This window comes from Staphylococcus sp. Marseille-Q1834 (assembly GCF_916858875.1).
In the GTDB taxonomy this organism is placed as follows: Bacteria; Bacillota; Bacilli; order Staphylococcales; family Staphylococcaceae; genus Staphylococcus; species Staphylococcus pragensis.
Map to the genome: position 1 here is coordinate 186,022 of NZ_CAKASN010000002.1, position 21,122 is coordinate 207,143.

The window sequence follows — 21,122 nt, forward strand, 5'->3', positions numbered from 1 at the left end:
ATATGACAGACGAGAAGGATAAGACACAATTAAGCAGACAATCACACAATCAAACACCTTCTAAACGACGTAAGAAGAAAAAACTTCGTAAATTACCTTTTATAGTACTGATTCTATTAGCAATAATGTTGGCGGTCGCTATTTATGTGATACATAGTTATCGAAGCGGGTTAAATTATGCAAAAGAGCATGCTAAAGATGTGAAGGTACATCAATTTAATGGGCCAGTAAAAAATGATGGAAAAATATCAGTACTTGTACTTGGTGCAGACCAAGCAAACGGTGGTAAATCTCGCTCGGATTCTATCATGGTTGTACAATATGATTATATTCATAAAAAAATGAAAATGATGTCCGTTATGCGTGATATTTATGCAGAAATACCTGGATATCAGAATTATAAAATTAATGCAGCTTATTCACTTGGTGGACCTGAATTATTACGTCAAACATTGAATAAAAATTTAGGCGTTAATCCTGAATATTACGCTGTAGTTGATTTTACAGGTTTTGAAAAAATGATTGATGAATTAGAGCCCAATGGCGTGCCGATTAACGTGGAAAAAGATATGTCTGAAAACATTGGCGTATCATTGAAAAAAGGGCGTCATCGTTTGAATGGTAAGGAATTACTTGGTTATGCTAGATTTAGACATGATGAAGAAGGGGACTTTGGTCGAGTTAGACGCCAACAACAAGTGATGCAAACATTAAAACAACAATTAGTAAATCCAGATTCGATTGTTAAGTTGCCTAAAGTTGCAGGTATACTAAGAGGATATGTTAATACAAATATACCTAACTCTGCTATTTTCCAAACCGGCGTCAATTTTGGTATTAGAGGAGATAAAGATGTACAGTCATTAACTGTTCCTGTTAAAAACTCATATCAAGATATAAATACCAATAATGATGGAAGTGCACTTGATATTGATAAAGAAAAGAATAAACAAGCAATCAAAGAATTTTTTAATGAATAAATAGTTTAAAAGCCATGCTGTTAAGCATGGCTTTTTTGTGATTCTGTTAAAACAATAATTTTATTATGTAAACTCAAAGTATAATAACTTATTTTTCGTCAGATTTTCTTACGCCAGCTACTCCGTAGTGATTTTTCTTCATTTCTTCAATCACTACATGGATTGCTTCTCTATTAGCACCTGTAGTTTTTTCAACTGCATTAGTTACTTCAGTTACTAAGTCTTTTAATTGTTCATCTGAACGTCCTTCAAGTAATTTAACATTTACGATTGGCATAAATCTTCCTCCTTATAACTTAATACATGATTAGTATAGCATTTTTCGTTTTGACCGCAAAAAATATTTTTAAGAACATTCGTTCGTATTTATATTGATATAGAATAAATGTTCGCATATAATGATTATTGTATAGGGAGGTTATTAAGATGTATGACTATAACTTACTTGAAGATAGGGATGTTTTATGTATTGACCAAAAGAGTTTTTTTGCAAGTGTATCGTGTATGGAAAAAGGGTTGGATCCGTTAACTACAAAATTAGCAGTAGTTGCTGATACTAAACGACAGGGGTCTGTAGTGTTAGCAGCTACACCGAAACTAAAAGAAATAGGGATAAAAACAGGTTCAAGATTATTCGAAATACCACATCGCAATGATATTTATATCATTAATCCAAGTATGAGAAAGTACTTGGAAGTATCTATTGAAATTTCAAAAATTGCACTTAAATATATTCCAGGTGAGGATTTACATCAGTATAGTATTGATGAATTTTTTATGGATGTAACTAATAGTTATCATAGATTTAATTCTACAGTAGCTTCATTTGCAGAAAGATTGCAGAAGGAAATTTTAGATAAAACGGGTATATATTGCACTATTGGAATAGGTTCCAATATGTTGTTAAGCAAAGTGGCTATGGATATAGAAGCCAAACACACAAAAACTGGTATTACTGAGTGGCGCTATCAAGATGTTCCGCAGAAACTATGGCATATTCAACCTTTAAGAGACTTTTGGGGAATTAATAAAAAAACAGAAATGAAACTTAATAAAAAAGGAATTATTACTATAGGAGATTTAGCGCAGTATCCTTACAGATATTTAAAGAAAGAATTTGGTATTTTAGGAACAGACATGCATTTACATGCTAATGGCATTGACCAAAGTAAAGTACGAGAAAAATACCAAGTTACTAATCCTTCAATATGTAAAAGCCAAATTTTAATGAGAGATTATCGTTTTGAAGAAACAAAAGTTGTGATGCAAGAATTAATCGAAGATGTATCAAGTCGTATTAGAGCACGTAAGCAATTAGCACGTACAATACATTTTTCGTTTGGTTATACAGAAGGTGGCGGCGTACATAAGCAATACACTCTAACAGATCCCACTAATTTAGAAAAAGATATTTTTAAGGTAGTGAACTATTATGCGAATCAACTATGTGACAAAAGTGCATTATATCGAACATTGAGCATTTCATTAACCCAGTTGATTAGTGAAGAAGATAGACAGTTAAATTTGTTTATTGATGAATACGAACGGCGAAGAGATGAAAAATTAGCTAAGACAATAGACTATTTACAAAATAAGTATGGAAAGGGCATCGTATCAAAAGCGATTTCATATACTGATGCAGGAACTAAACATGGACGTTTAGGTCTAATGGCAGGACATAAAATGTAGAAAAGCATCCTCTTAACGATAGAGAAAAAATAGAGATTAAGACATTAAGCGTTTGTATTCTGGGAAATCCTAAAGCAGAATTTTCGGTAGCAAGAGCCCAGTATAGAGAATTTCGTTCAGAAATTATACTCCTAAAGCTTTTGTCCCAGTCTCATATTTATTATCAGTTAAGAGGATGTTTTTATAATATATAAGTTTCAAAAGAGTTTAGTGCTCTAACTCCTAATTCACGGTCTTGAGGTGTTTTAAAACTAATGCGTAGAGCGCCTAAAATGTCTTCACGGACTTCTAAAATTTTTAAGTTACTTATAGAAATATTATGTAAACTTAGTATATTAGTAATTTTGTTAATCATACCCGGTTCATCTGGAATATCTACATATAGATCATACGCTACATTTAGTGCTCCACGTTGTTTAACAGGGAGTTGATCTCTATAATTTTTTGCATCTTCAAAAAAAGAGTGTATAGTATCACTTTCATCATTTTTAATTGAAGCTGCGATAGCTTGGAACTGCAATTGTAACATTTCTAAAATATCTAAAATGTTTTCTTTGTTACTTAAGGTAATATCCCTCCACATATCAGCGTTACTGCTGGCAATACGGGTGATATCTCTGAAACCACCGGCTGCTAATTGCTTTACTAGTGCATGCTTGTTTGAATTATTTTCACTTAAATGTACTAAACTAGAAGCGACTATATGAGGAACATGGCTTACAATACCTGTAACATAGTCATGTTCTTGTGCGGTAGTAGTAATGAATTTAGCAGATGTTGAAGCTAGCAATTCTTGTAATTTGTTAGCAGCTAAAGCGTTTCGACTATCATTATAAACTAGAACATAATAAGCATTTTCAAATAAATATTTCTTAGAATTGAGCACACCTGATTTATGACTACCAGCCATTGGATGACCGCCAACAAGATGAATATTATGTTCTAAAAGGTATGATTCATATTGTTGAATGTTTACTTTCGTACTACCAGTATCTGTAACAATTAAATTAGGGCGTGTGCGATAGTTAGGTAATTCTTTTAAATATACTTCAGTCTGTTGAACAGGGGTAGCATAGATAATGATGTCAGCTTTTTCGATACCTAAACATAGTCTTCAATTTTTTCATCAATGATACCTATGGATTGTGCCTTATCGAGTTGAGTTAAATCAGCATCAAATGCAGAAATTTGAATATCTGGACGATAAAACTTTAAGTTACTTGCTAAACTACCGCCAATTAGACCTAGACCTACGAATAAAATATTGTTCAATTGAATCACCTTATTTCAAAATTTTCAGAATATATTTATTGTAAAATAGCCTACATAATTAAACAATAGTTATATAGATAGATTAATAGAGATAGATGAGTAAGTACGATAAAATAAATGTTAATAAGATAAAAGGAGGAAATAAGAGTGAGCGAAAAGGTTTTACAAACGATTAAAGAATTAACAGAAATTAATAGTCCTTCTGGTAATGCAGCTGAAGCTGTGAATTATGTAAAAGACAAAGTTGAAAGTTTAGGTTATCCTACTAAATTAACTAATAAAGGTGCATTAATCATTACTGTTAAAGGAAAAGATGATGAGCATCAAAGATGTATCACTGCACATGTAGACACACTTGGAGCTATGGTTAAAGAAATCAAAGACGATGGACGATTAGCGCTTAGTTTAATTGGTGGCTTTACTTATAATGCTATTGAAGGTGAGTATTGTGAAATTCAAACAGAAGCTGGCCAAGTATACACTGGAACAATTTGCCTACACGAAACAAGTGTACATGTCTACAAAGATAATCATGAAATCGAACGTAATATTGAACATATGGAAGTTCGTATAGATGAAAAAACATCTTCAGCTGAAGAAACAAGAGATTTAGGAATTGAAGTAGGGGACTTCATTAGTTTCGACCCTAGAACTCAAATTACACCTTCAGGATTCATTAAATCACGTCATTTAGATGATAAGGCCAGCGTAGCAATGATCTTAGAATTACTGGAAAAGTTAAAACAAGACGACATAACTTTACCTCATACTATCCAATTCTATATATCAAATAATGAAGAAATAGGATATGGCGCAAATGCTTCTATTTCAGAAAAGATTATAGAATTTATCGCATTTGATATGGGAGCATTGGGAGATGGCCAATCTTCAGATGAATATACAGTTTCTATTTGTGCCAAAGACAGTTCTGGTCCGTATCATAAAGAATTAAAATCTCATTTAATTAATTTATGTAAGATTAATCAAATTCCATATAAAGTAGACATTTATCCTTATTATGGATCTGACGCATCTGCAGCGCTTAGAGCTGGAGCTGATATTCGTCATGGTTTATTTGGAGCAGGAATCGAATCATCTCATGCACTAGAAAGAACTCACATTGATTCAATTAAAGCTACTCAAGACTTACTTTATGCATATTGTTTATCACCAATAAAATTGTAAAATGTCATTGACAATTAAAATAATTATATGTATTATACTGAATTATAAGAATTGTCAAATAATTTTAAGTAAAGTAGATAATATGATTTGTAGCATAAGAAAGCTAATGGTAGATGGGAATTAGCACGACATATTTTTGAATTGGGCTTAAAATGTATAATTGAATAATCATTGAGTGAACATGAAAATGTTAATTAAGGTGGCACCACGGTAACGCGTCCTTATAATTGAGGATAGCTAACCGTGGTGTCTTTTTGATTTACAATTTAATATCGTCTAATCACAACTAATTAACGAATAATCTAAAGAAGCAGCGTTAAGGAAGCATTTAATTTCAAAAAAAGTACAAATTAAATAGTCTGAATTTTCAAAATAAAAAAGGTGGAAAATTTTATTAATACTTAAGTCATTAAATAACTCATTTTATTAAGAAAAGGGTGAGCATATGGAAATATATTATGAAGTGATAAGAGCTAACATCACTCCAGAAGTTCTAGGTCAACTCAAAGAACAAAAGATTATATTAGAAAGTACAAGTCAACAGGAATTAAAAGGTAGGTATTCGATTGTTGCATTTGATTATTATGGGACAGTAACTTTGACAGATGAAAAGTTAGAAATTAAAACTAAACGTCAAAGTCAAATAGTCACAACGCGACCTTATAATTTTTTAAAAGACTATATTAACCAGTTTGATATTCAGATTAATGATAATTTACTCAAACAATTGCCATTTGTTTCAGGGTTTATTGGTACGTGTAGTTTTGATTTAGTCAGACATGAATTTCCTATATTGCAACGACTCAATGTCGAAGCTAAGAAAGAACATGATGATGTACAACTATATATGATTGAAGATGTCTATGTATTTGATCACTACAGAGATGATTTGTATGTCATTGCTACTAATCAATTTTCAGAAGTAAGCAAAGATCAGTTAAAAACGAGAGTAAAAGAACGTATTGAAAAGCTGTCATCTATTAAAGTATATGAACAAAATATGATAGCTCCACCAAATAGAACAAATGTAACAACTAATATAACTGATAGTGATTTTATAAATAATGTTAAATACTTAAAACAGCTAATTAAAGAAGGGGACATGTTTCAAGTTGTTCCATCAAGAATTTATCAATATCATCATCATTTTGGAGAAAATAAATACCAATTAAGTTATCAACTCTATCAAAATTTAAAACGACGCAATCCTAGTCCATATATGTATTTTATCAATATGGGTGGGACAATCATCGTTGGAAGTTCTCCAGAAAGTTTTGTCAAAGTTCATAATAATGAAGTCATTACTAATCCAATTGCGGGCACGATAAAAAGAGGTAAAACAAAAGAAGAAGATGAATATAATGCGAGTCACTTGTTAGCAGATGAAAAAGAAATAAGTGAACATAGCATGCTAGTAGATTTAGGACGAAATGATATTCATAGAGTAAGTAATACAGGGACTTCAAAAATTACAAAATTAAAGGAAATTGAAAAATATGAACATGTAATGCATATCGTGAGTGAAGTTAAAGGTCAAATAAAAAAGGAACTGTCGCCTATGACTGTTATTGCCAATCTTTTACCTACTGGAACAGTTTCAGGTGCGCCAAAACTAAGAGCAATACAACGAATTTATGAAATCTATCCTCATAAACGCGGTATATATAGTGGCGGTATTGGCTACATTAATTGTAATCAAAACTTAGATTTTGCTTTAGCCATTCGTACAATGTTTATTGATGATACTACAGTTCAAGTAGAGGCTGGTTGTGGTGTAGTGTATGACTCTATTCCTGAGAAAGAATTAGAAGAAACACGTTTGAAAGCGAAGAGTTTATTGGAGGTCTCCCCATGATACTAATTATCGATAATTATGATTCTTTTACTTACAACTTAGTAGATATCGTAAAACAGCTAGATGAAGTGATAGTCAAATATTCAGACGACAAAGATGTGTTGAATTATAGTGACGAAATTAACGGTGTAATTATTTCTCCAGGGCCTGGTCATCCACTCGATAATGACTGTTTAATCAATGCTATTGATACATATAAACATTTACCAATCTTAGGTGTATGTTTAGGCGCTCAAGCACTCACTTGCTATTATGGCGGTAAGGTTGTTCAAGGTGTAAAAGTAATGCACGGCAAAGTAGACATGATGAAAGTATGTAGTCAAACGCTTCTATATCAAGATTTACCGACTGAATTTAAAGTTATGCGTTACCACTCATTGATAAGTGATGAAAATTCATTCCCTTCAAACTTAATTATTACAGGTAAGACCGAAGATAGCATCCAATCATTTGAAGATAAACACCATTTACATTTTGGTATTCAATATCATCCAGAGTCTTTCGCTACTGACTATGGAGAACAAATTATTACTCATTTTATACATCTTGTGCACGAAAGGAACAACTCAGATGAAACTACTAGAGCACATTTATAATCAAACTATTTTGACACAAGAACAATCGACAGAATTTATTAATACCTTAATTAATCAAGATATTAAATTTGAAGATAAGATTGAATTGCTTGAAGCATTTTCAAGAAAAGAGATTCATCAACAAGAGCTAACATATATTGTAGAAAGTCTAATTCACACAATGTATCCTACACAACCGACTTATGATGGAAGTATATGCGTATGTGGAACTGGAGGCGACAAATCTAATAGTTTCAATATTTCTACAACCGCTTCATTTATTGTTGCAAGTGCTGGCGTACCAGTAATAAAACATGGTAACAAAAGTATAACCTCGAATTCTGGTAGTACAGATTTACTACATGAATTAGGTATTTCTACGACAGCTGTAACTGATGTAGCAGAGCAAGTGGCACAAAAAGGACTAGCGTTTATAAGTGCTATGGAATCTTATCCAATTATGAAGTACATTCAACCAGTTAGAAAAGCTATAAAGACACCTACAATTTTTAATTTAGTTGGCCCTCTAATTAATCCATTTAAGCTAACTTATCAAGTTATGGGCGTTTATGATCCATCTAAATCAAAAATGATTGTAAACACCTTAAAAGATTTAGGGCGTCGTAAAGCAATAGTGGTACATGGCGCAAATGGTATGGACGAAGCTACATTGTCCGGTGACAATGAAATTTATGAATTAAATGAAGATGGTTCTATTCGTCATTATCATTTAAACGCTAAAGACTTAGGTTTGAGAAATGCAGATAATAACGAACTAAAAGGTGGAACACCTCAGATTAATAAACAAATCACCTTGAACATTTTAAACAATCAAGATCACACTGTTAAACGTGACATAGTCGTTCTAAATGCAGCACTTGCACTTTATGTTACTGAAAAGGTTGAAACAATTAAGGCAGGAGTTAAGTTAGCTCAACATCTTATCGATAGTGGTCAAGCTATGAAACAGTATTTATTGATGGGAGCGTAATGAAATGACTATTTTAGATGAAATTGTAGCGTATAAAAAACAATTGCTAAATAAAGGATATTATGAGGAAAAATTAAATACTCTTAAAAATATAAAAGTGGCACATAAACAGAAATTAGTTGAAAGTTTGAAAAGTAGCTTTAGATTAAATATTATTGCAGAAATTAAATCAAAAAGCTCCTCTGTATCTTCATTCCATGAACGTAATTTAGTTCAACAAGTAAAAGATTATGAACACTACGGTGCCAATGCGATTTCTATTTTAACAGATGAACAGTACTTTGGGGGGAGTTTTGAACGCTTACAGGAACTTACTTTACATACTAACCTACCTGTATTATGCAAAGATTTTATTATACATCCGCTTCAAATAGATGTAGCTAAAAAAGCTGGCGCAAGCATAATTTTATTAATCGTCAATATTCTAACCGATGAACAATTGCATGATTTATATACTTATGCAAGTAATTTAGAATTAGAAGTTTTAGTTGAAGTACATGACAAAAGTGAATTAGAAAGAGCCTACCAATTAAACCCTAAAATAATAGGTGTAAATAATAGAGATTTAAAAACGTTCATTACAGATGTAACCCATACAAATCAAATATTGTATAACAAAAAGCAAGGATATTATTATATTTCAGAAAGTGGCATTAATACAAAAGATGATGTTGAAAAAATTATTAAGAGTGGAATAGATGGTTTATTAATAGGTGGAGCGCTAATGAATTGTCATGATTTAACTCATTTTTTACCATCTTTGAAAATGAGAAAGGTAAATCAAAAATGATACTCAAATTTTGTGGATTTAAAACAGTTAAAGATGTAGCAAAAGTAAAATCATTAAATATTGATATGATTGGATTTATACATTTTCCTAAAAGTAAGCGTCACGTTGATATCCAGCAATTAAATAACTTTATGACCGTGGTTCCTAGAAAAATTGAAAAAGTCGTCGTAGTGGTAAACCCAACTTTTAAAGAAGTTCAAAACTTAATCATAAATACACCGCTTGATTGTATTCAGTTTCATGGTAATGAGTCAATCGAATTAATCAAAAAGGTTAGAGAAAATTATAAGAATATTAAGATAATTAAAGCGCTTCCTGCTACAAAAACTATCGCTAAATTAATAAAAGTATATGAAAACTATACTGACTATCTAATTATAGATACACCTTCAGAACATTATGGAGGCACAGGACAAAAGTTTAATTGGGAATTACTCAATAATATTCAAACGTCGACACCTTATTTAATCGCTGGAGGATTAGATATGGAAAGTGTGCATCAACTTGAACAATCAAATTTAAAACATGCTGGTTATGATATTTCTAGTGGCATTGAAAGTAATCATGACAAAGACTTAACTAAAATGAATAAAATCGTACATCTTGTGAAAGGAGATTTAAACTATGAATAACATCCAAACCGAAGCTGATGAATTAGGATTCTTTGGTGAATATGGAGGACAATATGTTCCAGAAACATTAATGCCAGCCATCATTGAATTAAAAAAAGAATATACGAAAGCGAAACAAGATCCTCATTTTCAAAAAGAAATCGCATATTATTTAAAAGAATATGTTGGTAGAGAGACACCCTTAACTTATGCTAAATCATACACAGAAACATTAGGAGGCGCCAAGATTTATCTTAAACGTGAAGACCTAAATCACACAGGCGCGCATAAAATCAATAATGCCATTGGCCAAGCTTTATTAGCGAAACGCATGGGAAAAAATAAATTGGTTGCTGAAACGGGTGCTGGTCAACATGGCGTAGCTAGTGCAACGGTTGCAGCACTATTTGATATGGAACTGATTGTCTTCATGGGAAGAGAAGACATTAAAAGACAACAATTGAATGTCTTTCGTATGGAATTATTGGGCGCTAAAGTTGAAGCAGTGGATGACGGACAAGGCACATTGTCTGACGCAGTAAATAAAGCACTGCAATATTGGGTAAGTCATGTCGACGATACACATTATTTATTAGGCTCAGCACTTGGTCCGGATCCATTTCCAACGATGGTTCGAGACTTCCAAAGTGTCATTGGTAAAGAGATAAAGTCACAAATATTAGATAAAGAAGGCCGTTTACCAGACGCAATAGTAGCATGTGTAGGCGGGGGATCAAACGCAATAGGAACTTTTTATCCATTTATTCAAGATGACGTTAAATTATATGGTATTGAAGCAGCCGGTAAAGGTGTTAATACTGATAAGCATGCACTTGCTATTGGAAAAGGGCGACCAGGCGTACTTCATGGCTCAAAAATGTATTTAATTCAAGATGATAATGGACAAATAGAATTAGCACATTCTATATCTGCTGGGCTGGATTATCCTGGAATAGGACCAGAACATTCCTACTATCACGATATAGGAAGAGTAAAATACGAGTGTGCAAATGACCGAGAAGCTATGGAAGCGCTCATCCGCTTCAGTAAAATAGAGGGAATTATCCCAGCGATTGAAAGTGCTCATGCACTAAGTTATGTAGAAAAATTAGCACCTACAATGAAGAAAGATGAAATTATTGTAGTTACAATTTCTGGACGTGGTGACAAGGATATGGAAACTATTCGACAATATACTAATGAAAGAGGTGGTATAAATGACTAAATTATTTATACCATACATTATGGGTAATAAAAATTTCATAAAAAATATTGCGGTATTAGATAAAAATGGGGCTGATATCATCGAAATTGGTGTGCCATTTTCAGATCCTGTGGCTGACGGGCCTGTGATTATGAATGCAGGGAACAAAGCAATTAAAGAGGGCGTGACCATTGATTTTATATTTAATGAATTAGTTTCGCATCAAAATGAGATAAAGTGTAAATATGTACTTATGACATATTACAATATTATTGTGTCATATGGAGAAAAATCCTTTTTCAAAGAATGTGAAAAAGCAGAAGTATATGGCGTTATAATTCCAGATTTACCTTTTGAATTGGCCGAAGCATTGAAAAGAAGAATAAGTAACTACTCGGTGAAAATCATTTCACTTATAGCAATGACCGCTTCAGATGAACGTATTAAAACGATTGCAAGACATGCCGAGGGATTCATTTATACTGTGACAATGAATGCTACCACTGGTAAAGATGGAACTTTTCATCCTGAATTGAAAGAAAAAATAAATAGAATAAAAGAACTTACTGATATACCCGTGGTTGCAGGGTTTGGTATTAGAACCCCTGAACACGTTACTAACATCATAGAAGTGGCAGATGGTGTGGTAATTGGAAGTGAAATTGTTAAGAGATTTGAAAGCTATGATCCAATCAAAATGGAGAACTATTTAGTGTCAATAAGAGGGGCATTAAATAAATAAATAGCAACTGTTAATTTCAGTATAATAATACAATTAGAATGGTTGGCAAAGCGTGTGCAAATACTTTAAAATAAAATTAACATAATTATTTAATGAGCTGAAAACTTAGTCTTTCAGCTCTTATTATTTGTCTACATCAATATAAAATAAATTGAAGCATTTGTCTGTATTAATAGTTTCTATTTCAGTTTTATAAATATCTATTGTATACTTATTGAGATTAGAGAAAAATAATTTCAAAGTAATGCTTAGAAGAAAATTATTTAACTGAAATAGTGAACATTAATCTAGATAAAGATATCTTAAATTAGGAGTTATAAATAATGAAGTTTACAAATTTAACGGCTAAAGAGTTTGGCGAATTCACAGATAAAATGCCATACAGCCACTTTACGCAAATGACTGAAAACTATGAATTAAAAGTTGCGGAAAAAACTGAAACTCATTTGGTTGGAATTAAAAATAACAATAATGAAGTCATTGCTGCATGTCTTTTAACTGCTGTGCCAGTAATGAAATTCTTTAAATACTTTTACAGTAACCGCGGTCCAGTTATTGATTTCGAGAATAAAGAACTTGTTCACTTTTTCTTTCATGAATTAGAAAAATATCTTAAACAACATAATTGTCTATATGTGCGCATAGATCCATATTTACCTTATCAGTATCGTAATCATGATGGTGAGATTACTGGTAATGCTGGTAATGACTGGTTCTTTGATAAAATGAAACATTTAGGCTATGCTCATGAAGGCTTTACAACAGGATTTGACCCTATCCTACAAATCCGCTTCCATTCAGTTTTAGATTTAAAAAATAAATCAGCTAAAGATGTATTAAATGGAATGGATAGTCTACGTAAAAGAAATACTAAAAAAGTACAAAAAAATGGTGTAAAAGTTAGATTCTTAACTGAAGATGAATTACCAATTTTCAGATCATTTATGGAAGACACAAGTGAAACGAAAGATTTCGCTGATAGAGAAGATACGTTCTATTATCATAGATATAAACATTTTAAAGATAGAGTGTTAGTACCATTAGCGTACATTAAATTTGATGAATACTTAGAAGAGCTTCAAAATGAACGTGAAACATTAACTAAAGATTTAAATAAAGCGTTAAAAGATATTGAAAAACGTCCTGAAAACAAAAAGGCTCATAATAAAAAAGCAAATCTTGAACAACAATTAGATGCTAATCAACAAAAAATTGATGAAGCTACTAAATTGCAAAGTGAACATGGTAATGAGTTACCAATCTCTGCTGGTTTCTTCTTCATCAACCCATTTGAAGTAGTTTATTATGCAGGTGGTACTTCTAATAAATATAGACACTTTGCTGGAAGTTATGCTGTTCAATGGACAATGATTAACTATGCTTTAGAACATGGCATCGATAGATATAATTTCTACGGTATTAGTGGACACTTTACTGAAGATGCAGAAGACGCTGGTGTAGTAAAATTCAAAAAAGGATTTAACGCTGATGTAATTGAATATGTGGGAGATTTCGTTAAACCTATAAATAAACCAATGTACTCAGTTTATAGAACGCTTAAAAAGATTAAAAAATAGATTTGATTAAGAGGGGAATAGACTAATATGAAATTTACAGAGTTAACAGTAAAAGAATATGAAAACTTTGTACAAAACCCATCACTAGAAAGTCATTACTTCCAAGTAAAAGAGAATATTCAAACTCGTGAAAATGATGGTTTTGAAGTCGTGTTATTAGGTGTGAAAGACGAAAGCAATAAAGTAATTGCGGCTAGCCTTTTTTCTAAAATTCCGACTATGGGAAGTTATGTTTATTATTCAAATCGTGGACCAGTTATGGATTATTCAGATTTAGGTCTTGTCGATTTTTACTTACGCGAACTAGAAAAATATTTACAACAACATCAATGTTTATATGTTAAATTAGACCCTTATTGGATTTATCAAATATATGATAAAGACATTAATCCAATTGAAGGTCGAGAAAAAAATGACGCTTTAGTAAACTTATTTAAATCTCATGGTTATGAACATCATGGCTTCACTACTAAATACGATACTTCAAGCCAAGTGCGATGGATGGGTGTCGATTATCTTAAAGGTGAAACACCTGCTTCACTTAAAAAGCAATTCGACAGTCAACGTAAGAGAAATATTAATAAAGCGATAAACTATGGGGTTAAAGTAAGATTTCTAAATCGAGATGAGTTTCACATCTTTTTAGACTTATATCGTGAAACTGAAGCAAGAACGGGATTTGTATCTAAAACTGATGAATATTTCTATAACTTTATTGATACATATGGGGATAAGGTTCTTGTTCCACTTGCATATATTGATCTTGATGAGTATATTAAAACTTTACAAGAATCACTTAGTGATAAAGAGTCTCGTCGTGATCAAATGATGGCAAAAGAAAATAAAAATGATAAACAACTTAAGAAAATTGCCGAATTAGATAAACAAATAGAACATGACCAAAAAGAGCTCTTAAATGCGAGTGAATTACGTCAAACAGATGGTCAAATTTTAAATTTAGCTTCTGGTGTATACTTTGCAAATGCCTACGAGGTTAATTACTTCTCTGGAGGATCATCAGAAAAATATAATAATTACATGGGACCATACATGATGCATTGGCATATGATGAATTATTGCTTTGATCATGGTTATGATCGATATAATTTCTATGGCTTATCTGGTGATTTTACTGAAAATAGCGAGGATTACGGTGTTTATCGCTTTAAACGAGGCTTCAATGTACATATTGAAGAGTTAATAGGAGATTTTTATAAACCAATCAATAAAGTAAAATATTGGTTATTTACGACACTTGATCGTATACGTAAGAAAGTTAAAAAATAGGCTCTACGTCAAATCGGACTGATGAGTCCTAATATTGAGATTAAGCAACCTTAGGTTGTTTAATCTCTTTTTTTGTTGTTGAGGCAAATAGTCGCGAAGTTATAATAATTCGATTACGTAAATTATCATAATTTCTATAACCAAAAGATACCCTTTTAATGAGTTTGATTTTATTATTAATTCCTTCTAACGGACCGTTGGTCAGGTTAGAATATATCATGGAGTTTTCAATGAAAGCTGTTAATCTTCTTAAAGTTCTAATGACTGGGCGTAATCTAGGACACACATCTGAAAGATGAATAGAAAAGAGTTTATGAGTAAATTTCTCTATTTGGTTTTCTTTTAATAATCGTCTTAGCTCATGAACGTAGTGATATGTATTAAATAATTCAACGTCTACACTTAATAAGTAATTCATAATTCCTTTTTCGGTTTTCCACTCTTTAAATAAACGGACTTTACGATAATTAAATGCCTCTAGCGTTTCAAAAGGTTTAAGAAATAGTTTCCAATAACTTTTATATTTATTGTAAAGCGGTCTATTAGAGGTTCTATAACAATTCATTATATGAACTCTAGACATATTTAACGCTCGATTTAAAGATTGAACAATATGGAAACGATCAATAATAATCTTCGCATTAGGAAATAATTGTTTGATTAGCGACATATAGGGTTCATACATATCAATCGTTACAGTTTTGACTTTTTGTCTTAGTTTCAAAGAATAACGATAAAAATGATCTTTCAGCGATTTTAACTTACGATCCGCTACCACATCTACGATGCGGTGTGATACAGCATCTGCATAAATAAAACTCATTTTTCCAATTACATTTTTAACACTTTTAAATTCGTCCATCATTAAGTGTTCAGGTAAAGCATCAAAAGAAGACTGACCTACGTCGCTTGCCGCTTGATTAATCACTCTAGATACAGTCATTGATGATACTAAGCATGACTTAGCGATAGATTTTTGAGAGCGGTATTCTTGTACTTTATCTAAAACTGCAAGTTTTGTTTTGTTAGAAATAAAACAATAATCGTCGACAATATTAGATTTAGCAGTAAAATAACTATCACATGTTTTACAATAAAATCTTTGTTTTTGAAGCTTTAAATAAGCAGGCATTTCCATAATTTTAAGTAAAGTAATCATTGAAGTTTTCTTCCCATTTTTCACTATAGAGAAATTTTCGTTTTTAGTTAAACAGTTTTCACAATGTGTAGGTTGATAAGTAAGCTCTGCATAGTAAAACAAACTCTTTCGTCCTTTATATTTTTTCTCAGTCACTTCATCTGAAAAATTTAGATTTTTATCTTTAATTCTTAATGTATTTAATATAGACTTACACATAGGCGCATTACCTTTCTTTTTTATTTGGTGTGGTAGCTAATAATTATAGAGGTAATTGCGCTATTTTTGTATTCAAAACATAAAAATTTGACTGATGATTTTTAGTCATCAGTCCAATTTATTATAGAGCCAAAAAATAAAGTTTGAAAGAAAAGCATATTGGCATGACGCCAGTATGCTTTCTTTTTTATCGTAATAAGTGATAGAGCCAAATTACGATATAGTGTAGGTAAATTCTAAGTTGTCATTGCATGTTGTAGCCTACAAATTAATAATAGCACACCTCTAGATTTTAGCAATAATATTCCAAAAGAAATTTATTTTGAAAAATTAATAAATATTATAATATAAAGTCTTTTAATTTTTAGTTCCAATGATGATTAGGTTGAGAGATAGATAATTCATTAATTAAAACGTAAAAATTACGAATTAATGCTGAAAATATATATCAACTTAAATAACGGTAGTTAATAGTTAGAACTAAATCCTACAGTTTAGCACTAACAAGAATTTAATATATCATTACATAAGCAACGATCATATACATATATTACATTTGAACGAAATTCTAGTTTAACGTCTCCATACAGAGCTTTATATCATTACTAATTTTGTTGCATTTAAGCTTAGCAAGTTTGTATAAGTATAAAAATATGAGTTGCTAGACAAATCTAGATTATAACTAAAAAGTAAAATTCAGCTTAATAAATATAAACATAAATAAGACAACAGTACAGAAAGGATTATAAAAATGCTCAGAAATCGTCCTGACAGCGTCATTAAATATAAGATATTAATTATTTAATCTTTTAGTTTACATAATATATATTATAGGAAGTTATATATTAAGCTTTAGGGGACCTATCCTTTTGCATTATTTTAGCTTAATTACTAGTTTTAATAAGTACTTATTGAATGTCTATCGTCATTAGTTGATTAGTTTCAGTAAATCACAAATATATCTTATGATAATATCTATACATATATATACTATATAAAGGAGTTGATACGACTCATGAATTTGGTTTTTGATATTGATGGTACGATATGCTTTGATGGTCAACAAATTAACGAAGAAATAACTCGAAGATTAATTAGTTTACATAACGTAGGACATAAGATTATTTTTGCCTCGGCAAGACCAATACGTGATCTTTTACCCGTTTTACCTAAAAATTTTCCTGATATTTCATTAATTGGTGGTAATGGTTCAATTATTTCTATGAATAAATCAATTAAAACTTTAGCTACTATATCTCATGAAGATTTTCAAATTATTAAAGGCGTTATTAATAAGTATAATTTAAATTATATAGTCGATGACAAATGGGATTATGCTGCTAATGTTAGTGCTACCAATGAAATCTATAAGCGTTTAGATCCATTACATTTAGCACAAGAACAATCTATAGATAACATAATTTCGCCTATCAAGGTGATTCTATTAAATATACCTACGCAATATTTCGAAGATATTGCAGCACAATTAAGTACGAAAGCTCCACATTTATCTTTAATTAATCATTCAAATGAACTTAATATAGATATTACTGCACAGCATATTAATAAATATACTGCTATTGAGTACATACTTGGCCTGAACCCAATGTACATTGCCTTTGGTAATGACCATAATGATTTTACGATGCTATATAACGCTAAGGCTGGTTATTTTGTTAATAATAAAGGGGTTGATTGCCCTACTTTTGAAAATAATCAAAGATTACAAATCATAGAGCCAAATGTAGCCTCAATATGTAACATACTTGATCAATTATTAGAAAAAGCATCCATTTAATAGTAATAGATATATTAAAAACCGTTGAAATGTATTAATATTTCAACGGTTTTGTTTCCTATTCTCTTCTACTTTCTATAGAAAAGTAATTAAAAACGACGACGATGTTTTCTATCCTCATTTTCATACTTCTGTATTTCTTTTTCTAATTTTCTTTGTTTACGTTCACGTCTCCAATTTCTAGTAAAATACCATAATAAGAAACTGATAATTAAACTTATGATTGCTAAAAAGGCAGCATAGCCAAGTAATGGTTGGAATGAAATATCATAGAAATTAGGTATAAAGAATGCTAATACTCCCAACACTATAAAAGTAATGATTGCTGATATGATCCACTTTTTCAAAACTAAAGAACAAAATACTGTTAAAAGAATCATAGCAACTATAGTAATCCATAAATAATTAGGCATATCAAAAATAGTCATGTAAAACTCCTTGCATTGTAAATAGTTATAAATGTATATAGCATTATTTTACTTAATTATACAATGTTATAAAAGTGAAATACTCGGCCTAATGGCTTAATAATGAGAATGAAAATAAACTTGTGTATAATAATTGTAAAACTAGATTCAAGGAGTGATTAGATGTCAACAGGCTTACCATTAAGAAAAGATGTGGCTCAAGAAGAAAAATGGGATTTAAAAGATTTATTTAAAGATGATCAGCAGTTTTATGAGGTTTTAGAAAAAACGATAAATGATGCTAAAACTTTAAATCAACAACATAAAAATAAAATATCCCCTTCTAATATTCATGAGGTATTAAACGAATATGAAACGATACTAATTCAATTAGATCGTTTAGGCAATTATGCAGAATTAAGATTGAGTGTAGATACTTCGAATGAAGAAGCTCAAACATTAAGTGCTAAACTGTCAACTTCTTATGGCAAAATTACTAGCCAATTATCATTTGTAGAATCTGAAATTTCAGCGTTGTCTAATAGTGAAATTGAGGATGCTATGGCTAAATCCAATATCCCTCACTATTTACAAAAAATAATGAGGGATAAGCCTTATCAGTTATCTCCAGAGGTAGAAGAAGTCTTAGCGAGTTTATCCCCTACTTTCCAAAGTGCATACGAACTTTATGGTACAACTAAAATGTTAGATATTGCTTTTGAATCATTTGAACATAATAATGTGAATTACCCGTTAGATTATGCAACTTTTGAAAATGAGTATGAAGATAATCCAGATCCTGAATTTAGACGTAAAAGTTTCCAAAATTTCAGTAATGCTTTAAGAAAATATCAGCATACGACTGCGGCTACTTATAATCAGCATGTGCAACAAGAAAAAATTGAAGCAGATTTAAGAGGTTATGACTCAGTGATTGATTATCTATTACATGATCAAGAAGTAACACGTGAAATGTATGACCGCCAAATTGATGTAATCATGAGTGATTTAGCGCCTGTAATGCAAAAATATGCGAAATTACTTCAAAGAATTCATGGTTTAGACAAAATGCGTTTTGAGGATTTGAAAATTTCAGTAGATCCAAGTTATGAACCTCAAATTTCAATTGAAGAATCTAAAAAATATATTCATGGTGCACTTAATGTTTTAGGTGAAGATTATATCAAAATGATTGATAACGCCTACCAAGATCGTTGGATTGATTTTGCTCAAAATAAAGGTAAAGATACTGGTGCTTATTGCGCAAGTCCTTATTTCACTCATTCGTATGTCTTTATCTCTTGGACTGGTAAAATGGCCGAAACATTTGTATTGGCACATGAATTAGGTCATGCAGGACATTTTACATTAGCACAACAACAACAAAATTTATTAGATTCTGAAGCCTCTATGTATTTTGTTGAAGCACCTTCTACAATGAATGAAATGCTTATGGCAAATTACTTATTTAGTAATAGTGACAACCCTAAATTTAAACGCTGGGTTATCGGTTCTATCTTATCTCGTACTTATTATCATAATATGGTGACGCACTTGCTTGAAGCGGCGTACCAACGTGAAGTATATCGTAAAGTCGATAATGGAGAATCTCTAACTGCTTCAGTATTAAATAATATTATGCGTACTGTTTATGAACAATTTTTCGGTGATGCAGTTGAACTCACTGATGGTACAGAATTAACATGGATGCGTCAACCTCACTATTATATGGGATTATATTCATATACTTATTCTGCTGGTTTAACAATTGGAACAGTGATGTCTCAAAAAATTAGAAAAGAAGGTCAGCCAGCTGTCGATGCCTGGTTAGATACGCTTAAAGCTGGAGGTAGTCAATCACCAGTTGACCTTGCTAAAATTGCTGGTGTTGATATTACAACAGATGCGCCATTAAAATCTACAATCAAATATATATCTGAATTAGTAAATGAAGTCGAATCTCTTACAGATCAAATTGAACAAGAAAATTTGTAGGTACTAATTAGTTACTCATAAGCTCTATTTTATGAACATCAAAACCCCGTTATTTGAATAATCACAAATAACGGGGTTAATTATATTTATTTATCTAAATTTGGGTTATTTTAGAATAAATGCATTAGTTGAAAAATCTAGAAATTTCTTTATTGACGAGAAGACTTTTCATAATGTTCGCCAGTAAAGTAATAATATACACTTTCAGCGATATTACTTACATGGTCTCCCACGCGTTCTAAATTTCTTGCAGCTAAATGTGCTTGTCCAGCTACGAATGGATCATTATCGATAAGATACGTAGTATTGACGATATTAACATATAAATCATCGATATCTTTGTCTCGTTCAATCACTTCTTTAATCAATGTAATATCTTCTTGTTTAGCTGCATTGTTTAAATCTTGAAGCATAAGCATTGCCAATTTACCCATTGTCTTTAAACGTGTTAACACATAATGGTCTGTAATCTTTACTCTTAAACGGATATGAGCAATATTAGCAGCATTATCTCCCATTCTTTCGAAATCAGTTGAAATTTTTAAAGCTGACATCATCATTCTTAAATCAGTCGCAATAGGTTGTTGTTTAGTAATCAACATAATAACTTTCTCATTGATATCACAATCGAATTCATTAATCTCTTTGTCTCGTTCAATCACTTCTCTTGCAAAATTTTTATCATCTTCACTTAACGACACTAACGCACTTTCAATATTAAAATAAACACGAAGACCAAGTCGACGGATATCTTTTATTAACTCGTCTAATTGACCTTCGTATTTTTGTCTAATAATCGTCATGTAG

The 21,122-nt window shown here is 31.2% G+C and carries 18 protein-coding genes and 1 pseudogene; 14 read left to right on the forward strand and 5 right to left on the reverse strand.

Annotated features, from left to right (window positions below; all coding sequences use genetic code 11):
- Nucleotides 1-2: 2 nt before the first annotated feature.
- Nucleotides 3-980, forward strand: a complete 978-nt coding sequence (locus LIX58_RS10020) for an LCP family protein (RefSeq protein ID WP_154836764.1) — start codon at nt 3-5, stop codon at nt 978-980.
- A gap of 88 nt (nt 981-1,068) precedes the next feature.
- Here the strand turns inward: LIX58_RS10020 and LIX58_RS10025 are convergent, their stop codons facing one another.
- A complete protein-coding gene (locus tag LIX58_RS10025; RefSeq protein ID WP_103298140.1) occupies nt 1,069-1,257 on the reverse strand; it encodes a 2-hydroxymuconate tautomerase in 189 nt (62 codons plus the stop codon).
- 149 nt (nt 1,258-1,406) lie between these two features.
- Between LIX58_RS10025 and LIX58_RS10030 the strand changes: the two genes are divergently transcribed.
- Nucleotides 1,407-2,669 (forward strand): Y-family DNA polymerase, encoded by a 1,263-nt coding sequence (locus LIX58_RS10030; protein WP_154836766.1) that lies wholly within the window; start codon nt 1,407-1,409, stop codon nt 2,667-2,669.
- A gap of 181 nt (nt 2,670-2,850) precedes the next feature.
- Here the strand turns inward: LIX58_RS10030 and LIX58_RS10035 are convergent.
- A pseudogene (locus LIX58_RS10035) lies at nt 2,851-3,941 on the reverse strand (prephenate dehydrogenase).
- A gap of 147 nt (nt 3,942-4,088) precedes the next feature.
- Here LIX58_RS10035 and LIX58_RS10040 point away from each other — a divergent pair.
- The 10 genes from LIX58_RS10040 (at nt 4,089) to LIX58_RS10085 (ending at nt 14,758) form a co-directional block, all read left to right on the forward strand.
- Nucleotides 4,089-5,126: a M42 family metallopeptidase gene (locus LIX58_RS10040; RefSeq protein ID WP_126566823.1), complete on the forward strand. Its 1,038-nt coding sequence runs from the start codon at nt 4,089-4,091 to the stop codon at nt 5,124-5,126.
- Between the two features lie 445 nt (nt 5,127-5,571).
- Entirely contained in the window at nt 5,572-6,981 is a 1,410-nt protein-coding gene (locus LIX58_RS10045) for an anthranilate synthase component I (protein WP_154836768.1), read from the forward strand.
- Nucleotides 6,978-7,577, forward strand: coding sequence for an anthranilate synthase component II (locus tag LIX58_RS10050; RefSeq protein ID WP_154836770.1), 600 nt, complete (start codon nt 6,978-6,980; stop codon nt 7,575-7,577). Before LIX58_RS10045 ends, LIX58_RS10050 begins: the two co-directional genes overlap by 4 nt.
- Nucleotides 7,552-8,547, forward strand: coding sequence for an anthranilate phosphoribosyltransferase (trpD, locus tag LIX58_RS10055; RefSeq protein ID WP_126566826.1), 996 nt, complete (start codon nt 7,552-7,554; stop codon nt 8,545-8,547). Before LIX58_RS10050 ends, trpD begins: the two co-directional genes overlap by 26 nt.
- 4 nt (nt 8,548-8,551) lie before the next feature.
- Nucleotides 8,552-9,337, forward strand: coding sequence for an indole-3-glycerol phosphate synthase TrpC (gene trpC / locus LIX58_RS10060; protein ID WP_226386308.1), 786 nt, complete (start codon nt 8,552-8,554; stop codon nt 9,335-9,337).
- Nucleotides 9,334-9,969 (forward strand): phosphoribosylanthranilate isomerase, encoded by a 636-nt coding sequence (locus LIX58_RS10065; protein WP_154836774.1) that lies wholly within the window; start codon nt 9,334-9,336, stop codon nt 9,967-9,969. The genes trpC and LIX58_RS10065 overlap by 4 nt, the downstream gene beginning before the upstream one ends.
- Nucleotides 9,962-11,173, forward strand: coding sequence for a tryptophan synthase subunit beta (gene trpB, locus LIX58_RS10070; RefSeq protein WP_154836776.1), 1,212 nt, complete (start codon nt 9,962-9,964; stop codon nt 11,171-11,173). Before LIX58_RS10065 ends, trpB begins: the two co-directional genes overlap by 8 nt.
- On the forward strand, nt 11,166-11,894 hold the full coding sequence (trpA, locus tag LIX58_RS10075) for a tryptophan synthase subunit alpha (RefSeq protein ID WP_154836778.1): 729 nt from the start codon (nt 11,166-11,168) through the stop codon (nt 11,892-11,894). Before trpB ends, trpA begins: the two co-directional genes overlap by 8 nt.
- A gap of 323 nt (nt 11,895-12,217) precedes the next feature.
- The gene (locus LIX58_RS10080) at nt 12,218-13,471 is read left to right on the forward strand and encodes an aminoacyltransferase (protein WP_126566831.1); all 1,254 of its coding nucleotides are present in this window, start codon (nt 12,218-12,220) and stop codon (nt 13,469-13,471) included.
- Between the two features lie 27 nt (nt 13,472-13,498).
- Entirely contained in the window at nt 13,499-14,758 is a 1,260-nt protein-coding gene (locus tag LIX58_RS10085) for an aminoacyltransferase (protein WP_126566832.1), read from the forward strand.
- A gap of 40 nt (nt 14,759-14,798) precedes the next feature.
- Here the strand turns inward: LIX58_RS10085 and LIX58_RS10090 are convergent, their stop codons facing one another.
- The gene (locus LIX58_RS10090) at nt 14,799-16,115 is read right to left on the reverse strand and encodes an ISL3 family transposase (protein ID WP_226386176.1); all 1,317 of its coding nucleotides are present in this window, start codon (nt 16,113-16,115) and stop codon (nt 14,799-14,801) included.
- 1,015 nt (nt 16,116-17,130) lie between these two features.
- Here LIX58_RS10090 and LIX58_RS10095 point away from each other — a divergent pair.
- Entirely contained in the window at nt 17,131-17,913 is a 783-nt protein-coding gene (locus LIX58_RS10095) for an HAD family hydrolase (protein WP_126566833.1), read from the forward strand.
- A gap of 89 nt (nt 17,914-18,002) precedes the next feature.
- Here the strand turns inward: LIX58_RS10095 and LIX58_RS10100 are convergent, their stop codons facing one another.
- Nucleotides 18,003-18,341 (reverse strand): hypothetical protein, encoded by a 339-nt coding sequence (locus tag LIX58_RS10100; RefSeq protein WP_126566834.1) that lies wholly within the window; start codon nt 18,339-18,341, stop codon nt 18,003-18,005.
- Between the two features lie 162 nt (nt 18,342-18,503).
- On the opposite strand from LIX58_RS10100, the gene pepF reads away from it, so the two are divergent.
- A complete protein-coding gene (gene pepF, locus LIX58_RS10105) occupies nt 18,504-20,315 on the forward strand; it encodes an oligoendopeptidase F (RefSeq protein WP_154836780.1) in 1,812 nt (603 codons plus the stop codon).
- A 149-nt stretch (nt 20,316-20,464) separates the two neighbouring features.
- Here the strand turns inward: pepF and phoU are convergent, their stop codons facing one another.
- Nucleotides 20,465-21,118, reverse strand: a complete 654-nt coding sequence (gene phoU / locus LIX58_RS10110; RefSeq protein ID WP_126566836.1) for a phosphate signaling complex protein PhoU — start codon at nt 21,116-21,118, stop codon at nt 20,465-20,467.
- Nucleotides 21,119-21,122 lie beyond the last annotated feature (4 nt).

What these genes read in the sequence shown, in the direction of transcription:
- LIX58_RS10020 (WP_154836764.1), top strand. Translation starts at nt 3, where the DNA reads ATGACAGACGAGAAGGATAAGACACAATTAAGCAGACAATCACACAAT.
- LIX58_RS10025 (WP_103298140.1), bottom strand. Translation starts at nt 1,257, where the DNA reads ATGCCAATCGTAAATGTTAAATTACTTGAAGGACGTTCAGATGAACAA.
- LIX58_RS10030 (WP_154836766.1), top strand. Translation starts at nt 1,407, where the DNA reads ATGTATGACTATAACTTACTTGAAGATAGGGATGTTTTATGTATTGAC.
- LIX58_RS10045 (WP_154836768.1), top strand. Translation starts at nt 5,572, where the DNA reads ATGGAAATATATTATGAAGTGATAAGAGCTAACATCACTCCAGAAGTT.
- LIX58_RS10050 (WP_154836770.1), top strand. Translation starts at nt 6,978, where the DNA reads ATGATACTAATTATCGATAATTATGATTCTTTTACTTACAACTTAGTA.
- trpD (WP_126566826.1), top strand. Translation starts at nt 7,552, where the DNA reads ATGAAACTACTAGAGCACATTTATAATCAAACTATTTTGACACAAGAA.
- trpC (WP_226386308.1), top strand. Translation starts at nt 8,552, where the DNA reads ATGACTATTTTAGATGAAATTGTAGCGTATAAAAAACAATTGCTAAAT.
- LIX58_RS10065 (WP_154836774.1), top strand. Translation starts at nt 9,334, where the DNA reads ATGATACTCAAATTTTGTGGATTTAAAACAGTTAAAGATGTAGCAAAA.
- trpB (WP_154836776.1), top strand. Translation starts at nt 9,962, where the DNA reads ATGAATAACATCCAAACCGAAGCTGATGAATTAGGATTCTTTGGTGAA.
- trpA (WP_154836778.1), top strand. Translation starts at nt 11,166, where the DNA reads ATGACTAAATTATTTATACCATACATTATGGGTAATAAAAATTTCATA.
- LIX58_RS10080 (WP_126566831.1), top strand. Translation starts at nt 12,218, where the DNA reads ATGAAGTTTACAAATTTAACGGCTAAAGAGTTTGGCGAATTCACAGAT.
- LIX58_RS10085 (WP_126566832.1), top strand. Translation starts at nt 13,499, where the DNA reads ATGAAATTTACAGAGTTAACAGTAAAAGAATATGAAAACTTTGTACAA.
- LIX58_RS10090 (WP_226386176.1), bottom strand. Translation starts at nt 16,115, where the DNA reads ATGTGTAAGTCTATATTAAATACATTAAGAATTAAAGATAAAAATCTA.
- LIX58_RS10095 (WP_126566833.1), top strand. Translation starts at nt 17,131, where the DNA reads ATGAATTTGGTTTTTGATATTGATGGTACGATATGCTTTGATGGTCAA.
- LIX58_RS10100 (WP_126566834.1), bottom strand. Translation starts at nt 18,341, where the DNA reads ATGACTATTTTTGATATGCCTAATTATTTATGGATTACTATAGTTGCT.
- pepF (WP_154836780.1), top strand. Translation starts at nt 18,504, where the DNA reads ATGTCAACAGGCTTACCATTAAGAAAAGATGTGGCTCAAGAAGAAAAA.
- phoU (WP_126566836.1), bottom strand. Translation starts at nt 21,118, where the DNA reads ATGACGATTATTAGACAAAAATACGAAGGTCAATTAGACGAGTTAATA.